Below are 19,744 nucleotides of genomic sequence, written 5' to 3' on the forward strand. Positions count from 1 at the left end.
AGCGGAATTGATAGTTCACCTCTGTTTTCCTTTGAATAAATTTAGTGTTTTTTATCTAATACAAAGTAAAGGCGGATATGTAAGCGGTTAGAAGGCGGTTTTGCAAACCGTGCCCGCAATGAGCATACAATACAAAATCAAACAAAAAGAACAAGTCTCAATACTAAAACAACTCCTTGAGAATTGAATATTTGAGACATTCGCTCCAATAGGAGTCCGAATAAAAAATAGAAAATGAGACTATTTCACAAGTTGTGAGACAGGCTCTTTTTTGCTTATAGTGTAGCTATGTTTTTTTTAAATAGACTTTAAATAGTTTTTTAGAAGCAAAGCTTTCAATGAGATTTAGCAAGATACTTTTTTTACCCCCAGCTGGTCCTAGCGGAAATAATCGCAATGGCTAGAGCGACGCCTCTGGCTCGTGCCCACAAAGAAAATCAATAACAAAAGCCACTTCATTACGGAGTGGCTTTTGGTTTTTAAACAACTGCTCCGCAAAGTGTGCCGCGATAATGCTGCGCAATAGTCTCTTACTTTGCGCCCGCTACAACAATGATTTACAATAATAAGAAAAGAAAGCCTCTCAATAGTCTTTTTTTATTATTATCAAATAAAAGCTTCCGTTCAGTTATAATCACAATGTTTCAGTCTCTGTTAACTTCTCCATTTCCATTATCTGTGATTTTTTTTATCACAGTTAAGAGTGGGCATATTTAAATGTAATAATCCCATTTAAATCTAATATCCCGCTACGCAAAGTGTTCCTCAATAATACGTATTACAATTTGTTATCTACCAAATATAAATGATTTTAACACGATTATTTATACGTAGATATACCTGATTATTTAAAATCTCTTCATCCTATTATCCAATACACTCAGATACTTCTCTTTCATAGTGTCAGACAAAAAAGACACTTCTACAAGTTCAATCCATTTAGACAGGCTTTTATTCATATCAGCTAAAATAGTGGTAACCGTTTTATCATTAAGTCCTAAGCGTTCTTTTGCGTAATACTCTATTAATTCCGTTGATTTGAAATTGCTCTTTTTACCTTTAAGAGATAGCGCTAATTCTTCCTGTGGATTTTTAACGGAAATGGAGGAATTTAAAAAGTCATAAACTGGGGTCAAAGTGGTTTTTCCCGCTTTTGTAATTACCGAAAAGTTCTTTAAATGCATATCTTCGTTACCTGTTATAAAACAGAATAAAACTCGTTTAAAAAAATCTGCTTTCTCTATAGCAGGAAAAGTGCAGTATTCATCAATCACTTTGACTAACTTTTCCATAGTATAATCATACTTGGTATCTCTTGAGCTTCCTGTCAGTTGTGCAAAATCTTCCGTAGCATATTTTTTTCCTTTACTGTATCTGTCAAATCGTTTAATAAAATAAGAAAGACTCCCATCTTTTGAATAAACCAATCCATGAAGAGGCACATCAAGCCCATACACTTTTGCCATCTTCATAGTTACATCTTCATTTTCTGGCAATTCAGGAAAAATGTCATTTTGAGGTTTTATAATATAATTACCAAATTGATCTACAATTTCAAATTGTTGATTTGCTACTGAAATAACAGCACTTAATTTAGGTTGAACTCCTTGAATGGATAATTTCTTAGCACGATTTGCCGCTTCTTGCCTTTGTTCAGCAGCTGTAAATGGTAAATCATGTAATGTAGTAAGTTTAGGAGCAATCATCCGAAGTCCTTTTTCGCTATATTTTTCAGTGCCACATAGTTCGTAAGTGATTGGACATCTATTCATCTTTCCATTCTTTTACCGTTACTGCTCCTACCAAATCATTTCCTGTTGCAATTAGTTGTGAGAAATAATCATATTTGTCAATTTTACCAATTTTTAAAAGCCCTTCGAGCATAATTCCTTCTGGCAACAATCCTTCAAAAAAAGAGGGAAATTTGGCAAATGAATATGTTTTAGTATTTAAAGGCATTGTCAGTGATACAGGTTCGCCCTCATAATTGTGATCATAGATAAATTCATATCCTCCAGTAGTATTCTCACTCAATATTCCTGCTCTTTTGTTGTGAACAAATATGATTGCTTTTTTCATAATTATTTATTTATTGGGCTTTTAAACTGAACTTCAATGTTTAGTACTTTTAGAACAGCTAAAAGATTATTCCAGCTAACCGTTTCTTTATTTTTTTCAATATCAAAAACTGTAGTCTTCCCTACACCTGCTAGATTAGCCAATTCTAATTGTGTTAATCCTGCTTGCTTACGATGCTCTTTTATGAAGAGACCTAAATTAAAATCATTCATTTTTACCGCTTTAACAGTAAAAATAAAAAAATATGCTTTACAATGCAAGTGTTTTAAAATAAAAACATTATTTTTACCGCTATAACGGTAATTAATACGTAAGTTATAGTGAATTGGCTTAAATAAGAGAAATAAAAGGTTGTTTTACTGTTATACCGGTAATTTTAAAAATTTACTTTCTGTTGTTAGAAACTCTGAATGTTATAAAATTGAATGCTTCGAATAATCTATCGTAATTTCTACCTACACAAAATGTTCGACCGTGAATTAGAGTTCGAATGTTGAACTGTAACATTTCCTTTATGTACCCCTTTTTTCCTTTAAAAACTTATAATTATTAAAAACGTTAAAGTACTTAGTTAATTTTCTTAACCTTAAAAAAATACCGTCAAAAAACAACTATTTAAAATATTAAAAATCAACATATTATATCATAATTTTAAGCTCTCAAAAAACGTCAATATCGGTATTAAGTGTTCGATTGTAGTCCCACCTACTCCACTTTTAACCATGTAATCGTTCGATTTACAGTATTTTATTTTTAATTGACAATAAGGTTGACAATTAAATATGTTAATATCGTTTTTTAGGATTTCATCAGATACTGATCGATCAACAGCTACTTGGATTGTTTTTTAATCATTTTGTTCCAGTTTCGTTTTTTGTTCTTTCCACAAATGTAAGTTAGTCGGACGCTTAAACGTCATAAGGTCAAAAGGAGCAATATTATAAACGGTAGTTTAAAATCACTCTGATGCGATATTTTGTCTAATTTTAAAAAACCATTGTCAATGGTTATCACTTATGTTTAATCAACTTGAGCAATCCCCTTAAATTCAAATTCAAAACTATTTTAAAATAATAACACAATCTGAAACTGTTAACTTTACCCGAATAAATATCTATAGCTATTAAGATTAATAGCTCTACAAATATTATTATCTACGTTTTGAGTATTTGTACTACTTAAGGAAAAAAATACGATTAAACACAGGTTTTTATAAACTGTATTTTTGTAATCAAAAGATAAGTAATTGTAATAATTGACTATTGAAATAGAGGTTCCGTTTTTAAAAAGTTTTCACCAAGCACAATCCTAATTGTTTTCCATTGTAAAAAGGCGCAATAACTGATGTTGTATCATTTCTTTCGGACCTAAATAATTTCCTGTTTATATATGGATTTATCCAGTAAGCAATTTTAGTGCTTAAAATTCCTATTCCTGCACCAGCAGCAACATCTGTCAGCCAATGTTTATTGTTGACAATTCTAAAAACTCCTGTTCCTGTTGCAACAATATATCCTGAAATTCCGTACCAAATCGATTTGTCTTTGTATTCTTGCCATAAAAATTCAGCTCCGGAAAAAGCTGTTGCAGTATGCCCTGATGGAAAAGAATTATTGGAACTTCCGTCTGGTCTTTCAACTCTGGTTAACGATTTTAATCCCAAAACTGTTGCAGACATAATGATGTAGGAAGTGACCAATATTAAAGAACGATCCTTAAAATTATTTTTTCCTTCAATTCCTGCGGCATTCAATGCATAAACTGAAAGTGCAGGTGCATATTGCGAAAAATCGTCAATAGTTGTCTTGGTATCAATATCTTCTTGTACTTCCTCTCGGATTTGAGAATTGAAACTTTTTAACTGATCACTTTCAATACCTATAAAACCATACCCCGTTAATACAGCCGGAATAATAAGTTGTTTGTAATTGAATTTAATATTTTGAGGAATAGCTGCTTTTGAAATAGTATCTGTTTTTACTTCCTGCGCATTTATAGCTACGATACTAAAGAATGAAAATATAATTATTTTTAACATATGAATTATTGTATGTAATGTTCTGGTGTTGGCGGAATGCAAAGTATCATTGATTCCAAACTTCGATCGTTCCTTGTCTCTGTGTCGGACAAATTATTATGGAATATGCTTTTTAGGGCAACAGCCACAAGTACAATAAAACTGATAGTTCCGATATCAATCAATAATTCGGTAAATAATATTCCTTTAACGGTAAAAATATTAAATGAAACTTTGCCGAATTGCCAAATAAAAAATATTATTCGTACTATTTGAGAGACGATAAGAAACCAAAGTGTAAAATAAAGTAACAAAGAAAATCTGCCTGACATTTTGATTTTTTTGAGCATACTATTTTAAAAAATAATTTTGAAAATACATTGAAAAACAAATAAAAGTGACTTTTTCATTACTATTGCATTTGAAGTGTAACAATAAAAACCCAATTAAGATTAATGAGCTAAGTGTATAATCAATATTCAATGTCATTAAAAATAAGTCTCCAGCCGTTTCACCCAGAGTAATTGCACATATTTTCATTATCCAAAATGCGATTGTGATTCCCGGTACTTTTTCCATTTGAGTTAAAATTTATAATTATAACGTAATCGAACTACCTGTGTTTCGTAATAATCGGTGCTACTGTAATTAAAATTCAGACCTTGAATTTGTTTCCTGATTACTAATGTATTTAAAATGTCGGTTGCATTTAGAAAGAATTCTCCTTTGCCATTTTGGACTGATTTTTTAATCCCTAAATCAATTGAAAATCGAGAAGCAATTTTTCCTTGCGGAATAATATCTGGCGCCAAATATATAGCGGTTACTTGAGCATCCACTTTTTTGGATAAGTGCAAGATATTGTTCCATTTAATATTTCCAGAAAAGATGCCTTGCTTCTCTGCCGAAAAAGTATTGGGAATTGGATATTTATTTTCAACAGCAAAAGCATTAATTTGATTGTGATACGCATTTAAGTTGAAGTTGAATGAGTACCATTTTGCAATCTCTTGTGAAAAGATCATTTCAATCCCTGTATTGAAACTTTTATTTGCATTTTGGAAAATAGAATAGATTAAATTACTGTTTGGAACTGTCGATGCTATTCGAGTAATGGTAGCATTTGCAAAACGGTGGTACACGGCCGAATAAAAATATCCTTTTTTTAAGTTCGTTTTATAACCTAGTTCTAACAAATTGGTGAACTGCGGACGAAGTGCAGGATTCCCAACCTTTATTATTTCTGCATCATCGTATTTTGGAAATATTCTAATATCGACTTCATTTGGCCTGTCTACTCTACGATTGTAAAATAATGATATTTTATTGCTGTCATCAATTTTGTATGCCAATCGCACATTTGGAAAAGGTTGGGTATAGTTGTACCCGTCACTTTTATAGGTATTATGATCTGGATTGATATTGTATTGCAAATCGACATATTCTACTCGCAAACCCAGTTCTGCCTCAATTTTATTGTTTTCAAAAATATAATTTCCGTACACGGCCGGAATAATTTCTTTGTAAGTTGCTTGACCGCCAGCACCGCTATCTATGGGAGAATTTGCGCCGGGGAAGAACTGCATATTAGTTGGAATATCCCTTTTTCTGAATTTAAAACCGGTTTCAAATCTTCCGTATTTTAAGGGTTTGATATAATCAATATTAAAGTCGGCTACTTTCTCCTCTGATAACAATTTGAAAGCATCTTTTCCGGTGTAGGTTGGCAAAATATTGTCAAAAAAATATTTTTCATCCTCTCTGTGAAAAGTATAATTTAAACCAATATTTAATAACCGTCCTGCTTCTTTAAACTTGTGCTGGTATGCCGCAGTAGCCATAGCGGTGGTTTTTAATTCATCTTCCAAAAATTGCCACAGTCGCAATCGTTCCGAATAATTTTCATTGAAAAAGGGCTGATCTCCATTGTCAATGATTTTTTCGGTTCCAAACAGACCAGAAACGGTTAATGAATTTCGGTCATTAATATTCCAGTCAATTCCAGTTTTTAAAGTAGTAAAGTGCGTATTCCGATTTCTTTTGGTTTGTTGATTAATAATAGTTCCATCAGTGTAGGTTCGCGTTACAAACTCGTTTTTATTGAGCGTTTCTGTATAAAGATAATCACCCTGAAAAAAAGCATTGATTTTGTTTTTACGATAATTAAGTGATAACGTCGGATTAATTTTTGGTGTTAATGAGTATTGCGGACGAATAGTTGGTAAATTTTCTTTTCTTTCCCACAGCGCACCCAATCCAGAGGTAAAACCCACTTTTCCGTTGAATCCCTCTTTTTTGTTTTTCTTGTAAATAATATTGATAATTCCAGCGTTTCCGTTGGCATCGTATTTTGCAGAAGGATTGTTAATGATTTCAATTTTTTCTATCGCAGATGCGGGTATATTATCTAAGCCCGATTGGTTTCCAAATCCTGTTAATGCAGTTTGTTTTCCATCAATTAAAACGGTGACTTTATCATTGCCTCTAATTTGTACTTTCCCGTCTTGCACAGAAACACCAGGCAAATTTTGCATTGTTTGTAAAACAGAACCACCACTCTGACTGATATTATCTGCCACAGAGAAGGTTTTTTTGTCCATTTTCTGATTAATAAGTTCTTCCTTTGAAACGACCACAACTTCATTTAAAATAGTAGCATTGTCTTCCAATTCAATGCTTCCCTCATCTAGAAATTCAGAAAGTGAACCTACATAAATAGGTTGGTTTTTTGTTTTGTATCCATCAAGTGTAAACTCTAGAAAGTAATTTCCAGGAACTACATTCGAAAATGAAAACCTACCCTCTTCGTTGGTAACAGTTCCCGTAATCAAAACGTTATCCTTTGTGTTTTTCAAGAGTACATTTACATACAGCAAAGTCTCTTTTGAGGTTTTATCTTTTGTAATTCCGGATAGTGTGACCGCTTTGTTTTGTCCTAATAAATCTGAAATTGATAGTATTAGAAATGATACTAATAATATTGTTTTTATTGGCATATCTTAATTTTTATTCTTTATTTAAACGACAAAGTTGCGATTGGAGTTTGAAGAAATATTGAATTTTAGAATTGAATTTCGAAAATGTGTAACTTATCTTTGTAACTATAAATAACTTCCCAATTGTTGTTCTCTACAATTTTATTAATTATTGATAAACCCAGACCGTTCCCTTTCGAGGATGGATTTACTTTAGAAAAACGTTCAAATAATTTATCTGTTTCAAGCGATTTTAATATACCCGTATTGGAAAAAACTAAAGCATTCTTATGCAAAACAACATTTATGCTTCCATTAGCCACGTTATGATTAATTGCATTCAGAAACAAATTACTGATCAAAATTTCAGACAAAAACAGATTCGTTTTAACAAATGTATTCGATTCTAAAGCAGTATTTATCTTAATATTTTTTGCTAATGCCTGTTCTTTAAAAAAATCTAATTGATTTGTGATAACCTCATTTAAAAGAACCTCTTCAGGAATGTTATATTGTTTGTTTTCTATTTTTGATAAAAGCAACAGGTTTTTATTTAATCGGTTTAGCCTTGTTGTTGTATCATTTAATTTATCCAGTATTTCAAATTGTTCTTCCGACACATCGTCTCTTTGCAATAATGTTTCCAATTTTCCTTTAAAAATAGCAATTGGTGTTTGCAATTCGTGTGCTGCGTTCTCAATAAATTCTTTTTGGCTTTTATAAATGCGTGTGTTTTTTTCAATCAATTTATTTATTGCCTGATTGAGTCGATTGAATTCCTCAATTGTATTTACAACTAATTTTGGATGGGAACTTTTATCGATTTCAAATTTCTCAATTTGCTCGAGAGTGTCATAAAATGGTTTCCAAAGCCTAAGAGATAGCCTTTTAGTAATGATAAATAATCCAAATAAAAGAATTAAAATAATGATGGTAAACACCATTAAAATACTGACAATAAAATCCTTATTGTCAACTAGGTTTATTCTGGCAGTAAAAAGGTAGTGTTTATTATTAATTGTAACTGGAGCATTTAGCACCCGATAGGGTTCCTTTTCTTTCTCCAAATTATTATAATAACTATTGCTGAATAGTGTGTCTCTAGGAATTATTTTCTGAACTTTCTCTACTTTTATATCCCTATTCCATTTATTCCAAACTGCAACATCCTTGTCTTGTAATTGCGGCGCATACAATAACTCGAATTCCTCTTTTTGAAGTTGCAAGGCTTCATCTGTTTCATGTAGATACAGTAATTGAGTTATATAAAAGAATAATGGAGCTGCTGAAAGCATCACTATTAAAGAAAATAAAACATAATATTTTAGAGTAGTATGTAATAATTTTTTATTCATTGTTCCATTTGTAACCAATTCCGTAAACTGATTTTATGTAATCATTGCTTCCGGCATCGTTTAGCTTTTTTTTCAAATTCTTGATGTGGGCATAAACAAAATCATGATTGTCCAGCATGTCCGCCATATCACCCGAAAGGTGTTCAGCTATGGCGCTTTTAGACAAAACCTTGTTTTTATTTCCAATTAAAAACAATAATAAATCAATTTCTTTCTTGGTGCATTCTATTTTCTTCTCTCCAATTTTTACCGATTTTGCTAAAGTATCAATTTCTATTTCATTGAATTCAATTTTATTGTTTCCGTCGTATTTTTTTCTTCTAACCAAGGCCTGAATTCTGACCAACAACTCTGAAAGATGAAAGGGTTTCGTCAAATAATCATCTGCTCCAAGATTGAATCCCTCGATTTTGGTCTCTAACGTTTCTTTAGCCGAAATTATAATAATCCCCTCTGATTTGTTTAGTATTTTCAATTTCTTCAAAATGCTAAATCCATCACCACCCGGAAGCATTAGATCTACTAAAATACAATCATAATCATACATAATAATTTTGTCTAAAGCCGTTTGATACGTGCTTGCGGTTTCGCAATGAATATCATTTGTTTTTAGATAACTTTTTATGCTGTTCGCAATATCGATTTCGTCTTCGATGATTAGAATTTTCATATTGCAAATTAACAATTCAATTTTGAATGAAATTTGAATTTAGGTATTAAATTGTTTTTTATAAATTTAACTGAGTTATTCACTTATAAAATTCTGACAACTAATGCAACTACCTAAATATGACAGCGTGGTTGATTTTAAAAATTATTTTCTGTCATTACTGTAAATTTATGTTTTTTATTCTTCTACATTTTTCATTTTCATCAAAAGGGAATAAGAACCTTTAATCACAATAGTTGCCTCTTTTAAATCGTCTGAAAGAATTTCAGTGAATTCATTTTCTGTCGCTCCTATTGTGACTTCTTTCATTTCAAATTGTTTATTTTGTTTGGCAATAAAGATATAATTCTTATTTTCATAATTTACAATAGCATCAGATGGCAGTACATTTGATTGCTGACTTTTTAATTCTATTTCGGCATTCATATACATGCCCGGTAAAAGTGTTTTATCATAATTTATAAAATGGCAGTGTATTTCAGTGCTGCGGTTTTCTGAAAAATCTTTACCTATCAAAATAATTTGGCAAGGATATTTTTTCTCGGGATTGGTATTAGTATAAGCCAATACCGATTGACCAATATCCAATTTATTGATGTCTTTTTCAAATACGGTTAAGGCCAAATGAATATCCGATGGATTTACAATCTCGAATAAAACATCGCTCGGGTTTACATACTTGCCAATATTTACATTTACCTTAGCTACATAACCACTTATTGGCGAGTATACATTGATGCTTTTTGAAATGTTTTTTGTTGAAACATTATTCGGATTTATCCCCGCAAATTTTAATTTCTCGCCATACGATTGCACCATTACAAATAGTGAGTTGTATTCTGATTGTGCTTGTTGATACACTTTATCGCTGCTGGCTTTGCTTTGGTTGAGTTCTTTTTGTCTTTCAAATTCGGCTTTTGCATACCCAATTTTTGCTTTCGCCAAAAGGTAATCTTCCTGCAGTTGAATGTATTGTTGGTCTTCTACAACGCACAAAACCTGCCCTTTGGTAACATGCATTCCTTCTAACAATTTGGTGTATTTTAAATAACCGCCCATAGGAACACTAATGGAAACTAAGCTTTGAGGCGGCACATCTATTTTACCATTTAATTTTAAGGTAGATGAAATTTGTTTTTGTGTGATTTTTCCAGTTTCAATACCTGCATTTTTTATTTGTGCATCGGTAAGAGTTGTCGTGTTTTCGATAGTTGGATTAGCTTCTGTTTCGCTTTCCGTTTTCTTATCTCCACAGGAAGAAAGGAATACTATTGCCAATATTGTAATAATTGTTTTTTTAATCATGATAGTATTTTTATTTTGGTATTTGTGAATTTTCGATTCTTTTTCATAATTTAAAATTAAGGTTTTTATTCTTAACTTTTTATGCGGGTAAAGTTAGCAAGTCCAGTCATATGTAATTCGCATATCATCATTGGCGCTGGCGACCCTAATTACGATCATGCTCCTTTCATAATTAAACTATTTTAACTAGTTAAAGCATTGATTTCAATAACAGCTGTGTTTAATTTTTTAACTGCTTCGATGTATCTGCTTTGAATTTCGGTACCTTGATTAATAAGCATTACCCATTCCATATAATTAATGTCACCATTGATAAATTTATCATTAGCCGCTTTAGTTACTAAATCAACATTTTTTAAAGCTTGACTCTCGTAATAGGCGATAGTTTCTTTGTGTTTTTTATATTCCTGGACTAATTCCTGATTCTTGCTTTCCAGTTTTAGTTTTTCATTATTTAAATTATTTTCGGCTATTTGCGTATTTATCTCTAAAGCCTTTTTCCTGTTATTTATTGCTGTATTAAATAATGGAAGCGCTACTCCTAATTGTCCGTAAACACCATTATTATTGTCTTGAAATACAGTATTTGTTTTGAAAGTCTGGTAATAAATACCACCAATTAATTCTGGTAATTTTTTAGATTTTTCAAGTGAAACTTCTGCTTTACTGCTATTCACTTCTTGCTCAAATAATTTCACACTGGGTTGATTGCTAATAGCATTTGTATCTGAATTTTTGATGAAATCCATTTTAAATTTATTTGAAACTGGGACAAAGTCTTTATCTGTATTAAGTAAATACTTGAATTGTGATTGAATTATTTTGTAATCACTTTGTAATTCCAAAAGTTGAATTTTTATTTGTCCGGATTGGTTTTCAGCGGTTGCTTTTTCTAATATATTGCTTTCGCCTTTATCAAACCGAAGCGTTGAGATCCTTAAAAAATCAGAATATATACTATCGCTTTTTAGCAACAGCTTTTCCTTTTCTTTTAAATACAACATTTCGTAAAACACGACTGTTACCTGTCTGGTCAATTGCTTTCTTTGCAAAGCTTCGTTCCATTGTCCTTTTTTGGCTTCTTCTATTAAAAGTTGTTTCTGTCTTTTATAAACGGTTGGGAATTTTATGCTTTGCGAAACACCAATTTTCACATCATTTACAGTGCTGTTAAACTGACCATATTCGCTTATAATTCCCGTATTGGAAATATCATAACCTGTGTTTTCCATTATTTGCAAGTACTCTGAATTCAGTTTTTCATTTTTAATTTTAATATTGTTTAAAAGAGCTGTTTCAATCGCGCGCTCTATTGAAATTTTTTCCTGAGCATTGGTACTTTGAAAAGAAAAGAACAATCCCAATACCAGGATAGTCGTAATTGATTTTATCTTTTTGAGTTGTAATTTAATTCCTTTTTCAAACATGATATATAAAATTGGTAAAACAAATAGAGTTAAAAATGTTGCAACCAACAGACCTCCGATGACAACAGTTGCCAATGGTTTTTGTACTTCTGCACCAGAACCATTGCTTAATGCCATGGGTAAAAACCCTAATGATGCTACAAATGCAGTCATTAAAATGGGGCGTAATCGTATTCTAGTTCCTTGCAAAACAATCGCTTTTAAATCGGTTTCCCCCGATTTTCGAATGCTGTTGAATTCTGCAATTAACACCAATCCATTCAGAACCGCTACACCAAATAAGGCTATAAAACCAACTCCGGCACTGATGCTAAACGGCATTCCTCGCAATGCTAAAAAGAAAATACCTCCAATTGCCGATAGTGGAATTGCCGAATAAATCAACAGTCCTTGTCTTACGGAATTGAACGCAAAATAGAGCAAAATAAATATTAATAGTAATGAAACAGGAACTGCAATCATCAAACGATTTTTGGCTTCGTTTAAGTTTTCAAAAGCACCGCCATACGTAGGATAGTAACCCGCAGGAAATTTTATTTGAGCTTCGACTTTACCTTGCAGTTCTTTTACAATACTTTGTACATCACGGCCTCGTACATTAAATCCAACTACAATTCTACGTTTGGCATCTTCCCTTTGTATTTGATTCGGTCCTTCGATAATTTCAACTTTAGCTAATTGAGATAAAGGAATTTGCAAACCAGTTGCCGTTGGAATTAATAAATTTTGAACATCCGCCAAATCCTGACGTTTTTCGCCTTCTAAGCGAACTACTAAATCAAATCGTTTTTCACCTTCATAAACAACCCCTGTGCTTTGTCCTGCAAATGCGGTATTTACAACTCGATTAATATCCTGAATGTTTAATCCGTATTGTGCAATGGAAGCTCTGTTGTAGTCAATTACTACTTGTGGTATTCCGGTAACGGTTTCTACATAAAGATCGGAAGTTCCCTCTACGGTACTTACAATTTTACCTAATTTATTGGCGTATAACGCCAACGTATCTAAGTTTTCTCCAAATATTTTACAGACCACATCTTGCCTAGCACCAGTCATCAATTCATTAAAACGCATTTGAACCGGATATTGAAAACCAAAGGAAACTCCAGGAACAGCTTCCAATTCCTTGGCCATTTTTTCTGATAATTCGTCAAAAGTTGTGGCAGAAGTCCATTCGCTTTTGTTCTTTAAAATGATCATCATATCGCTTGCATCAATTGGCATTGGATCGGTAGGCACTTCGCTACTTCCTGTTTTGCCTACAATTTTCTCCACTTCGGGAAATTTTTCTATTAATATTTTTGCACCTTGTGAAATAGCTGTCATTGAAGTTTGCAAATTACTTCCCGGCAAAACCCTAGTTTCTACTGCAAAATCTCCTTCTTCTAACGAGGGCATAAATTCACCACCCATAAACGAAAGTGTAATCAGCGCTAAAACAAACAATCCTAATGTTACAGCAATAATTGTTTTTGGAATTCCCAATGCTTTGTTCAAAATGGGTTGATAAAAATTTTCTAATTTTTCCATCATTTTATCTGAAAAAGTTTTTTTGTGGGATATTTTTTTATTTAAAAATAGAGCGGTCATCATCGGAACATAAGTCAATGACAATATAAAAGCACCAAACAGAGCAAATGCAATGGTTTGTGCCATTGGTAAAAACATTTTCCCTTCAATACCGCGCAACGTAAAAATGGGAATGTACACGATCAATATAATCAATTCCCCAAAAACGGAAACATTACGCATTTTTATTGACGTTTTTAGTACGGTGCTGTCCATTTCTTGTTGTGAAATTTGAGCAGTTTTCCTGCTGTGCAAACTAAACAAACACGCTTCAACAATAATAACAGCACCATCTACAATCAATCCAAAATCTAATGCCCCTAAACTCATCAAATTACCGCTCACCCCAAATATGTTCATTAATATGACTGCTATCAACATTGCCAAAGGAATAACTGACGCCACAATTAATCCTGCTCTTAAATTTCCTAAAAAGAAAATAAGAACAAAGAGAACTATTAATGCACCTTCTAATAAATTTTTTTCGACCGTCGAAATCGAATTATTTACCATTTTGGTGCGGTCTAGAAAAGGTTCTAGTATAACACCTTCGGGTAATGTTTTTTCAATTTGTGCAATACGATCCTTAATGTTTTTAATAACCACATTACTGTTGGCTCCTTTTAACATCATTACTACTGCACCTGAAACTTCACCAGATTGAACCTCTTTTTTGTGAAATGTCATTGCTCCGTAACGGATAGCACTACCAATGCGAACTTCAGCTACATCACGAATAAACAAAGGACTACCGTTATTAGTGTTTTTAATAGCAATATCTTTAATATTTTCGATAGTATTAATTAATCCCTCACTGCGGATGTATAAAACTTTAGGGCCTTTTTCAATGTAAGCACCACCCGTATTTTGATTGTTTTTTTCTAAAGCCGTAAAAACATCTGTAATAGTGATATTATAGGATTGCAATTTATTTGGATCAACGGCTATTTCAAATTGTTTCAATTTTCCACCAAAACTGCTCACTTCCGCCACACCTTCAACGCTCAATAACTGCCGGCGAACAATCCAATCTTGAATGGTTCTTAACTCCGTAATATCGTATTTTTTTTCATAACCGGGTTTGGTTCGTACAACATATTGATAAATTTCGCCTAGACCTGTTGTCACCGGTGCAAGAACTGGATTTCCAATACCGGTGGGAATTTGGTCTTTAACAGCACTTAATCGTTCTGTTACTTGCTGTCTTGCCCAGTACACATCAGTTGCATCATTAAAAACAATGGTAACCACTGATAAACCAAAACGAGAAAAACTACGAATTTCTTTCAGTCCAGGAATATTACTATTGGCTTGTTCTATTGGAAAAGTAATCAGTCTTTCAATATCGGTCGCACCCAGTGATGGTGCTGAAGTAATTACCTGGACTTGATTATCTGTAATATCAGGAACGGCATCAATTGGTAATTTGGTAAATTGATAACTCCCATATCCGATGAGAGCTAAAATAAACAGTCCAATAATGAGTTTGTTTTTGATTGAAAACTCAATAATTTTATTTAGCATAATTTGTTATATTAAGGAATGTTCACTACTTATATTGAATACTGACCTTTTAATTTTATTGTAACTGTAATGGCTGTCTTTTCATTATTTCTGAAAAACCAACCGTGTTTTCCTTCATACGGAGCATAAAAAGTCCCAACCATATTATTGGAATAGGCAAGCGTGTAACTTTCAAAATAAACGTCATTAGTTTCTTTAGCTTGTTTTACTTCCCCGTGAAAATCAAAATAAACAATTCCTTTATTAGTCGTCCATTCGTATTTCATTTTGCCATATTTCAGCATATAAATTTTATATTCAATTCCTTTTCCTGCCGGTACGATTACTTCAACCGTGTCTTCTCTTTCTGCATATTGTTTTTCAGGTGCAGGATTATTTGCTTCGATTGGTCTTTTTACTTCAGGTCCAGAACCTGCTTTTTCCATTTTAATTAATGGGAATGTTTTTCCTGTTATTGTAGCTAATCCATCATCAGCATCCGCTGGTACATAAAGCTTACTAAACCCGATCAGTTTGCCTGTTCCTATTGGATCCATTCCATATTCGGCAGGTAAAACTGCGCTTACTAAAATTAGTACAGAAAGTAGTAACGCGAAGATAACTGCTTTGATAATTTGTTTTTTATTTACTATTTGATGATTTATTTCTGACATTTTTTAATTTTTAAGATGTAAAATAACCCGTTAATTGATATCCTATTAATACAAATCCAGCAGCCATAAGCAGCGTATTTGTTATTGTTGAAAATTTCATAAAGCTGGAATGTCTGCGCCATAAAGTAATCAAGATTAGCACAAAAGTCAATGCTATGAACTGACCTATTTCGACACCAATATTGAATCCAAGCAGATTGGTAAACAATCCTTCTTTTTCAAATTTGAAATCTTGCAATTTGCTGGCAAGCCCGAAACCATGAAATAATCCAAAAATCAAAACAGCTACTTTTGTATTGGGTTGCGTTCCGAAAAATTTCTTGAAACCACCTAAATTATCAAAACCTTTATACACTATTGACAGTGCGATAATGGCATCAATTAAATACGAATTAATTGATATAGTACTCATAACTCCAAACAATAATGTTGCGCTATGACCAATTGTAAAGAAACTTACATAAAGTAGCACTTCTTTCGGACGATAAAGGAAAAAGATAACACCAACTAAAAAAAGCAGATGATCGTAACCCGTAAGCATGTGTTTTGCTCCAATATAGAGAAATGGGCCAAAAGCAACGCCATCATTTCCTGACAAAAAAGTTTGTGTATTTTCATCGACACCATGAGCAAAAACACCTGTGATGCCGACAAAAAAAAGTATAACAAAAAATATTATTTTTTTTGAATTCATAATTTTATTTTTCTTTTAAAAACTACTTCTCTCCTGAAATTTTCGCAAGAGAAGCAGCCTGTTAAATTATACTAATGCGTGTGACCATGAGCCGCGTCAACTTTATCTTGCTCCACTTGATTAATACTGTCCGTACCTACTTGATCCGTAGAATCTGTGATCACTTGAACTTGTTCTACTGTTTCAGTAGATTGACTTTCAGTGTTTTCAGTTTCGTTATTTGCTTTGTTGTTGCAAGAAGTTAACATTCCGATTGCGATAGTCGCTACGATTAAAAAATTTTTCATAATTGTAATTTTAATTGGGTTTATAAAGAATAATAAAATTAATGTTGGTGTCCATGATTAATATCTTGTTCAGAAACTTGGCTATTTTTAAATTTGGAAGAGATTGTTTTTCCATTGACAAGTAATGTGATGGTACAATAAGCATATATGCTTGCTTTAGGAACTTGTACAAATAAAGCATTGTTGGTGTCCAAAGAAACTGGATTCGTTGCTTTTGTTTTATTAAAAAATTCAAAAACAGCCAAGCCAGTAATTTTTTTATTTGAAACCGTTTTTCCTTTCGCATTCAGTACGTAAAAACTAATATTATTTTCTCTTTCGACCCTTTCAATTTTGTAGTCGCCTGAATTTTGTATTATTCCACCGTGCGGCGTTTTGGATTGATTTTCGTTTACTTGTGCATTAGAAATTGTTGTGCCTGCAATAGTTATCAGTATCGCAACTGCAATGGATTTAATTGTTTTCATTATAGATGTTTTTCGAATTAAATAATATTGATTGTCTTACAGATCGACACTAAAAACGCTAGGAGATTTTTGTGAAGTCTAAAAAGATTTTAGTTATGGAGAACCTAAAACTCTTAAACGTCTAGTTAGTGATGAATGCTAATGTAATTCATACAACGTATCGTTCGCTATACGTAAATAACAAAGTATATTTTAAAATAGCAATCAGAAATATTAAAAATATAACTAATTACGGTTTAAAATAAAATTAATTAACTCAACTTAGGGGGAAGCCAGATAGAGGTAAAAACGCTGGAAATGTAAAAATCCTGACTGAAAGCTACAGTGCGGTTTAGATAAATAATAGTAGGCTTGCGAAAAGAAAACGCTGTTTGGTTCATAAAAGCAAGAACCGTATTTACATTTGTATTAATTGTCTTGAAAGGTAAATTTTGATGACTATCTTTTTCTTTACTTGAATGTTGATGACTATCATTGTAATGAATAGCTATAAAATCAAGTAATGAAATATTCTGACCAATGTTATCTTCTTGGTGATCTGAAAAGTGATGTATTAAGTTCGGCAATTTAAATAATTGCCCAATCTCTGTGTTAGCACACAAAAAAGCAAAAAGGAATGATATGACAACTATTTTTTTCAAGATTGTAAAAGTACTAAATTTTATTGATTGCCAAAAATTTAAAATTGTAAGTAAATCTTGATCTACAGAAATTCCTAGCTAATGTGTCTGATGATACATTAGCTAGGAATTTCTTTTTGATTGCAGTATTTATTATACTATTTTGCATCTAAAATCAACGAATATATTTGATGCAGTATTAAAAACTCAAGCGAAATGATGGAACACCAGGAGCAACATCACATCATTTTTGGATTCTTAAGTTCCATAAAGTATTATGTTTTTTGGTGAACCTTCAACTACTTTTGTGGGTACTACTTTATTTTGAACCGTTAGTTGCTAATAGAATTTTCACTCTATTTTCTCCACTAAATTCATTCCGCATTTGGGACATTTTCCGGGTTTATCCAACGTAACTTCTGGATGCATTGGGCAGCTGTACGTTTTTTGAGTTTCCATTTTTTTTCACTACTAACCGACTAAATAAATTCAAAACAAAGGGCCACTTTAAACAGTAAGCACTTTTTTTCATGTCTTTTGGTTACCAAATCAAAAAAACATTACAGCGGAATGAGCGTAATCAGAAACAACAGCCGAGAAGATACAACGCCCGACGCAATAATAATTGATTTTACAGATTAATCAAAAAAGCCCCGATAAACTAAAATGTTATCGGGGCTTTTTGTCTAGTAAAAAGTTATCAACATGTACAAAAGGCAACTAAACTGGCAACTAGAAATAAAAAACCCTTATAAATCAAACGTTTATAAGGGTTTTTGTGAAGGCAGAAGGATTCGAACCTTCGACCGCCTGCTTAGAAGGCAGGTGCTTTATTTATTCCTTTTTCTTCTTTTCTCTTACTTTACTGATTTTTAACACATTATATTCAATAAATTATTCCTATTATTGATTATTTTATACTTTTGTAACACCGATGTTCGTCAAATGTTCGTCAAATGTTCGTCAAAAATATAAAAAATATGGCTTCAATAAAATTCACAATAAAGAAAACTCCAAATAGAGATGGAAAATATTCAATCGTTTTGGTTTTAATCAAAAATAGACGCAATACCTCAATGGCTACAAACTACGCCTGCGAATATGATGCTTGGAGTTTTGAGAGTAGTATGCTAAAGACAAATAAGAAAGGATTAGAATTAAAACGAATTACTGAAATAAATAATTTCATCAGCAAAACCAATCTCAAGATCGAAGAGTTTATAAGGGAGAAACGCCGACTGAATGTTGATTTCACAATTAAGGATATTGCTAATGAAATAAAAGCAGATGATGTGACCAAGGCACCTGCATTAGATTATTATAAATTTCATCAAGAAATTACAGATGAATTCCTAAATTCCAATAAAATTGGTACGGCAAAAATCTATAAAGAAACCTTGAGCTCCCTCAAAAAATTCTATATAAAACCGGAACTTAAATTTCAAGATTTAAATTTTGAGTTCTTAGAAAAGTATGATTCTTTTCTAAGAAGTAATAAAGGAACTGATAGCGGAATAAGCATCAAAATGAGAACGATTAGAGCAGTATTTAATAATGCTATAAAAAGAGAGACAATCTCCTCCAACACCTATCCCTTCAAACACTACAAAATTTCTGCACTAAAGAAAGAAGCAAAACGAGAATATTTGACTGATGAAGAGTTGCAAAAATTGATTGCTAAAGATTTCAGCTCAAATAAGAATCATCAATTTGCAAAAGACATGTATTTGTTTAGTTTCTACTGTAGAGGAATGAATTTTATTGACTTATTAAAATTAAACAATTCAAATCTATATGATGCTAGACTCTCCTATTTACTGACTATTCCGATGAAAGTGGACACCCTATTCCGGAGCAAAGTGGACAGTTGTTTTGCTGATGATTTCTTAGGTTAAAATTAGATAATTTTTTTACTATTTTTTCATTTTTTTTCTCATGGATTCTCCTTTGAGTTCAAAGCGTATTGCCGAGTGTATAATTCGATCCAAAATAGCGTCGGCAATTGTCTTTTCTTCAATGAGATCATACCAGTTTTTCACCGGTAGTTGTGAGCAGAAAATTGTGGCTCTTTTTTGATTTCTATCCTCTACCAAATCCAT

17 protein-coding genes and 1 pseudogene are annotated in these 19,744 nt (G+C 32.2%); 1 reads left to right on the forward strand and 17 read right to left on the reverse strand.

Annotation, left to right across the window (positions count from 1 at the left end; genetic code table 11):
• Positions 1–848: 848 nt before the first annotated feature.
• The 16 genes and pseudogenes from EKM02_RS13505 to EKM02_RS15175 form a co-directional block, all read right to left on the reverse strand.
• Positions 849–1,772, reverse strand: coding sequence for a HipA domain-containing protein (locus tag EKM02_RS13505; protein WP_126455995.1), 924 nt, complete (start codon positions 1,770–1,772; stop codon positions 849–851).
• Positions 1,765–2,079: a HipA N-terminal domain-containing protein gene (locus tag EKM02_RS13510; RefSeq protein ID WP_126455997.1), complete on the reverse strand. Its 315-nt coding sequence runs from the start codon at positions 2,077–2,079 to the stop codon at positions 1,765–1,767. Before EKM02_RS13510 ends, EKM02_RS13505 begins: the two co-directional genes overlap by 8 nt.
• 2 nt (positions 2,080–2,081) lie before the next feature.
• The gene (locus EKM02_RS13515; protein WP_126455999.1) at positions 2,082–2,291 is read right to left on the reverse strand and encodes a helix-turn-helix domain-containing protein; all 210 of its coding nucleotides are present in this window, start codon (positions 2,289–2,291) and stop codon (positions 2,082–2,084) included.
• Positions 2,292–3,361: 1,070 nt separating this feature from the next.
• A complete protein-coding gene (locus EKM02_RS13520; protein WP_126456001.1) occupies positions 3,362–4,117 on the reverse strand; it encodes a phosphatase PAP2 family protein in 756 nt (251 codons plus the stop codon).
• Positions 4,118–4,447: 330 nt separating this feature from the next.
• On the reverse strand, positions 4,448–4,675 hold the full coding sequence (locus EKM02_RS15170) for a hypothetical protein (protein ID WP_126456003.1): 228 nt from the start codon (positions 4,673–4,675) through the stop codon (positions 4,448–4,450).
• Positions 4,676–4,680: 5 nt separating this feature from the next.
• Positions 4,681–7,092 (reverse strand): outer membrane beta-barrel protein, encoded by a 2,412-nt coding sequence (locus tag EKM02_RS13530; RefSeq protein ID WP_126456005.1) that lies wholly within the window; start codon positions 7,090–7,092, stop codon positions 4,681–4,683.
• Between the two features lie 65 nt (positions 7,093–7,157).
• The gene (locus EKM02_RS13535) at positions 7,158–8,426 is read right to left on the reverse strand and encodes a sensor histidine kinase (RefSeq protein WP_126456007.1); all 1,269 of its coding nucleotides are present in this window, start codon (positions 8,424–8,426) and stop codon (positions 7,158–7,160) included.
• The gene (locus EKM02_RS13540; RefSeq protein WP_126456009.1) at positions 8,419–9,096 is read right to left on the reverse strand and encodes a response regulator transcription factor; all 678 of its coding nucleotides are present in this window, start codon (positions 9,094–9,096) and stop codon (positions 8,419–8,421) included. Before EKM02_RS13540 ends, EKM02_RS13535 begins: the two co-directional genes overlap by 8 nt.
• A 177-nt stretch (positions 9,097–9,273) precedes the next feature.
• A complete protein-coding gene (locus EKM02_RS13545; protein ID WP_126456011.1) occupies positions 9,274–10,401 on the reverse strand; it encodes an efflux RND transporter periplasmic adaptor subunit in 1,128 nt (375 codons plus the stop codon).
• 182 nt (positions 10,402–10,583) lie between these two features.
• Positions 10,584–14,924: a CusA/CzcA family heavy metal efflux RND transporter gene (locus EKM02_RS13550; RefSeq protein ID WP_126456013.1), complete on the reverse strand. Its 4,341-nt coding sequence runs from the start codon at positions 14,922–14,924 to the stop codon at positions 10,584–10,586.
• A 29-nt stretch (positions 14,925–14,953) separates the two neighbouring features.
• Positions 14,954–15,577 (reverse strand): hypothetical protein, encoded by a 624-nt coding sequence (locus tag EKM02_RS13555; RefSeq protein ID WP_126456015.1) that lies wholly within the window; start codon positions 15,575–15,577, stop codon positions 14,954–14,956.
• A gap of 10 nt (positions 15,578–15,587) precedes the next feature.
• Entirely contained in the window at positions 15,588–16,271 is a 684-nt protein-coding gene (locus EKM02_RS13560; protein WP_126456017.1) for a HupE/UreJ family protein, read from the reverse strand.
• Positions 16,272–16,342: 71 nt separating this feature from the next.
• Positions 16,343–16,558, reverse strand: coding sequence for a hypothetical protein (locus tag EKM02_RS13565; protein ID WP_126456019.1), 216 nt, complete (start codon positions 16,556–16,558; stop codon positions 16,343–16,345).
• Between the two features lie 38 nt (positions 16,559–16,596).
• The gene (locus EKM02_RS13570) at positions 16,597–17,025 is read right to left on the reverse strand and encodes a hypothetical protein (protein WP_126456021.1); all 429 of its coding nucleotides are present in this window, start codon (positions 17,023–17,025) and stop codon (positions 16,597–16,599) included.
• A gap of 251 nt (positions 17,026–17,276) precedes the next feature.
• The gene (locus tag EKM02_RS13575; protein WP_126456023.1) at positions 17,277–17,666 is read right to left on the reverse strand and encodes a hypothetical protein; all 390 of its coding nucleotides are present in this window, start codon (positions 17,664–17,666) and stop codon (positions 17,277–17,279) included.
• Positions 17,667–18,011: 345 nt separating this feature from the next.
• Positions 18,012–18,098: pseudogene (locus tag EKM02_RS15175) on the reverse strand (heavy metal-binding domain-containing protein); the annotation flags it as partial.
• Between the two features lie 527 nt (positions 18,099–18,625).
• Here EKM02_RS15175 and EKM02_RS13585 point away from each other — a divergent pair.
• On the forward strand, positions 18,626–19,540 hold the full coding sequence (locus tag EKM02_RS13585) for a site-specific integrase (protein ID WP_158614757.1): 915 nt from the start codon (positions 18,626–18,628) through the stop codon (positions 19,538–19,540).
• A gap of 18 nt (positions 19,541–19,558) precedes the next feature.
• On the opposite strand, the gene EKM02_RS13590 is transcribed toward EKM02_RS13585, so the two are convergent.
• Positions 19,559–19,744, reverse strand: a 186-nt coding sequence (locus EKM02_RS13590; protein ID WP_158614758.1) for an ATP-binding protein, incomplete at its 5' end; no start/stop codon positions are given.

It is taken from the genome of Flavobacterium sp. RSP49, assembly GCF_003968735.1.
Lineage (GTDB): Bacteria > Bacteroidota > Bacteroidia > Flavobacteriales > Flavobacteriaceae > Flavobacterium.

What these genes read in the sequence shown, in the direction of transcription:
- EKM02_RS13560 (WP_126456017.1), bottom strand. Translation starts at nt 16,271, where the DNA reads ATGAATTCAAAAAAAATAATATTTTTTGTTATACTTTTTTTTGTCGGC.
- EKM02_RS13535 (WP_126456007.1), bottom strand. Translation starts at nt 8,426, where the DNA reads ATGAATAAAAAATTATTACATACTACTCTAAAATATTATGTTTTATTT.
- EKM02_RS13540 (WP_126456009.1), bottom strand. Translation starts at nt 9,096, where the DNA reads ATGAAAATTCTAATCATCGAAGACGAAATCGATATTGCGAACAGCATA.
- EKM02_RS13515 (WP_126455999.1), bottom strand. Translation starts at nt 2,291, where the DNA reads ATGAATGATTTTAATTTAGGTCTCTTCATAAAAGAGCATCGTAAGCAA.
- EKM02_RS13520 (WP_126456001.1), bottom strand. Translation starts at nt 4,117, where the DNA reads ATGTTAAAAATAATTATATTTTCATTCTTTAGTATCGTAGCTATAAAT.
- EKM02_RS13555 (WP_126456015.1), bottom strand. Translation starts at nt 15,577, where the DNA reads ATGTCAGAAATAAATCATCAAATAGTAAATAAAAAACAAATTATCAAA.
- EKM02_RS13545 (WP_126456011.1), bottom strand. Translation starts at nt 10,401, where the DNA reads ATGATTAAAAAAACAATTATTACAATATTGGCAATAGTATTCCTTTCT.
- EKM02_RS13505 (WP_126455995.1), bottom strand. Translation starts at nt 1,772, where the DNA reads ATGAATAGATGTCCAATCACTTACGAACTATGTGGCACTGAAAAATAT.
- EKM02_RS13510 (WP_126455997.1), bottom strand. Translation starts at nt 2,079, where the DNA reads ATGAAAAAAGCAATCATATTTGTTCACAACAAAAGAGCAGGAATATTG.
- EKM02_RS13570 (WP_126456021.1), bottom strand. Translation starts at nt 17,025, where the DNA reads ATGAAAACAATTAAATCCATTGCAGTTGCGATACTGATAACTATTGCA.
- EKM02_RS13565 (WP_126456019.1), bottom strand. Translation starts at nt 16,558, where the DNA reads ATGAAAAATTTTTTAATCGTAGCGACTATCGCAATCGGAATGTTAACT.
- EKM02_RS13585 (WP_158614757.1), top strand. Translation starts at nt 18,626, where the DNA reads ATGGCTTCAATAAAATTCACAATAAAGAAAACTCCAAATAGAGATGGA.
- EKM02_RS13530 (WP_126456005.1), bottom strand. Translation starts at nt 7,092, where the DNA reads ATGCCAATAAAAACAATATTATTAGTATCATTTCTAATACTATCAATT.
- EKM02_RS13550 (WP_126456013.1), bottom strand. Translation starts at nt 14,924, where the DNA reads ATGCTAAATAAAATTATTGAGTTTTCAATCAAAAACAAACTCATTATT.
- EKM02_RS15170 (WP_126456003.1), bottom strand. Translation starts at nt 4,675, where the DNA reads ATGGAAAAAGTACCGGGAATCACAATCGCATTTTGGATAATGAAAATA.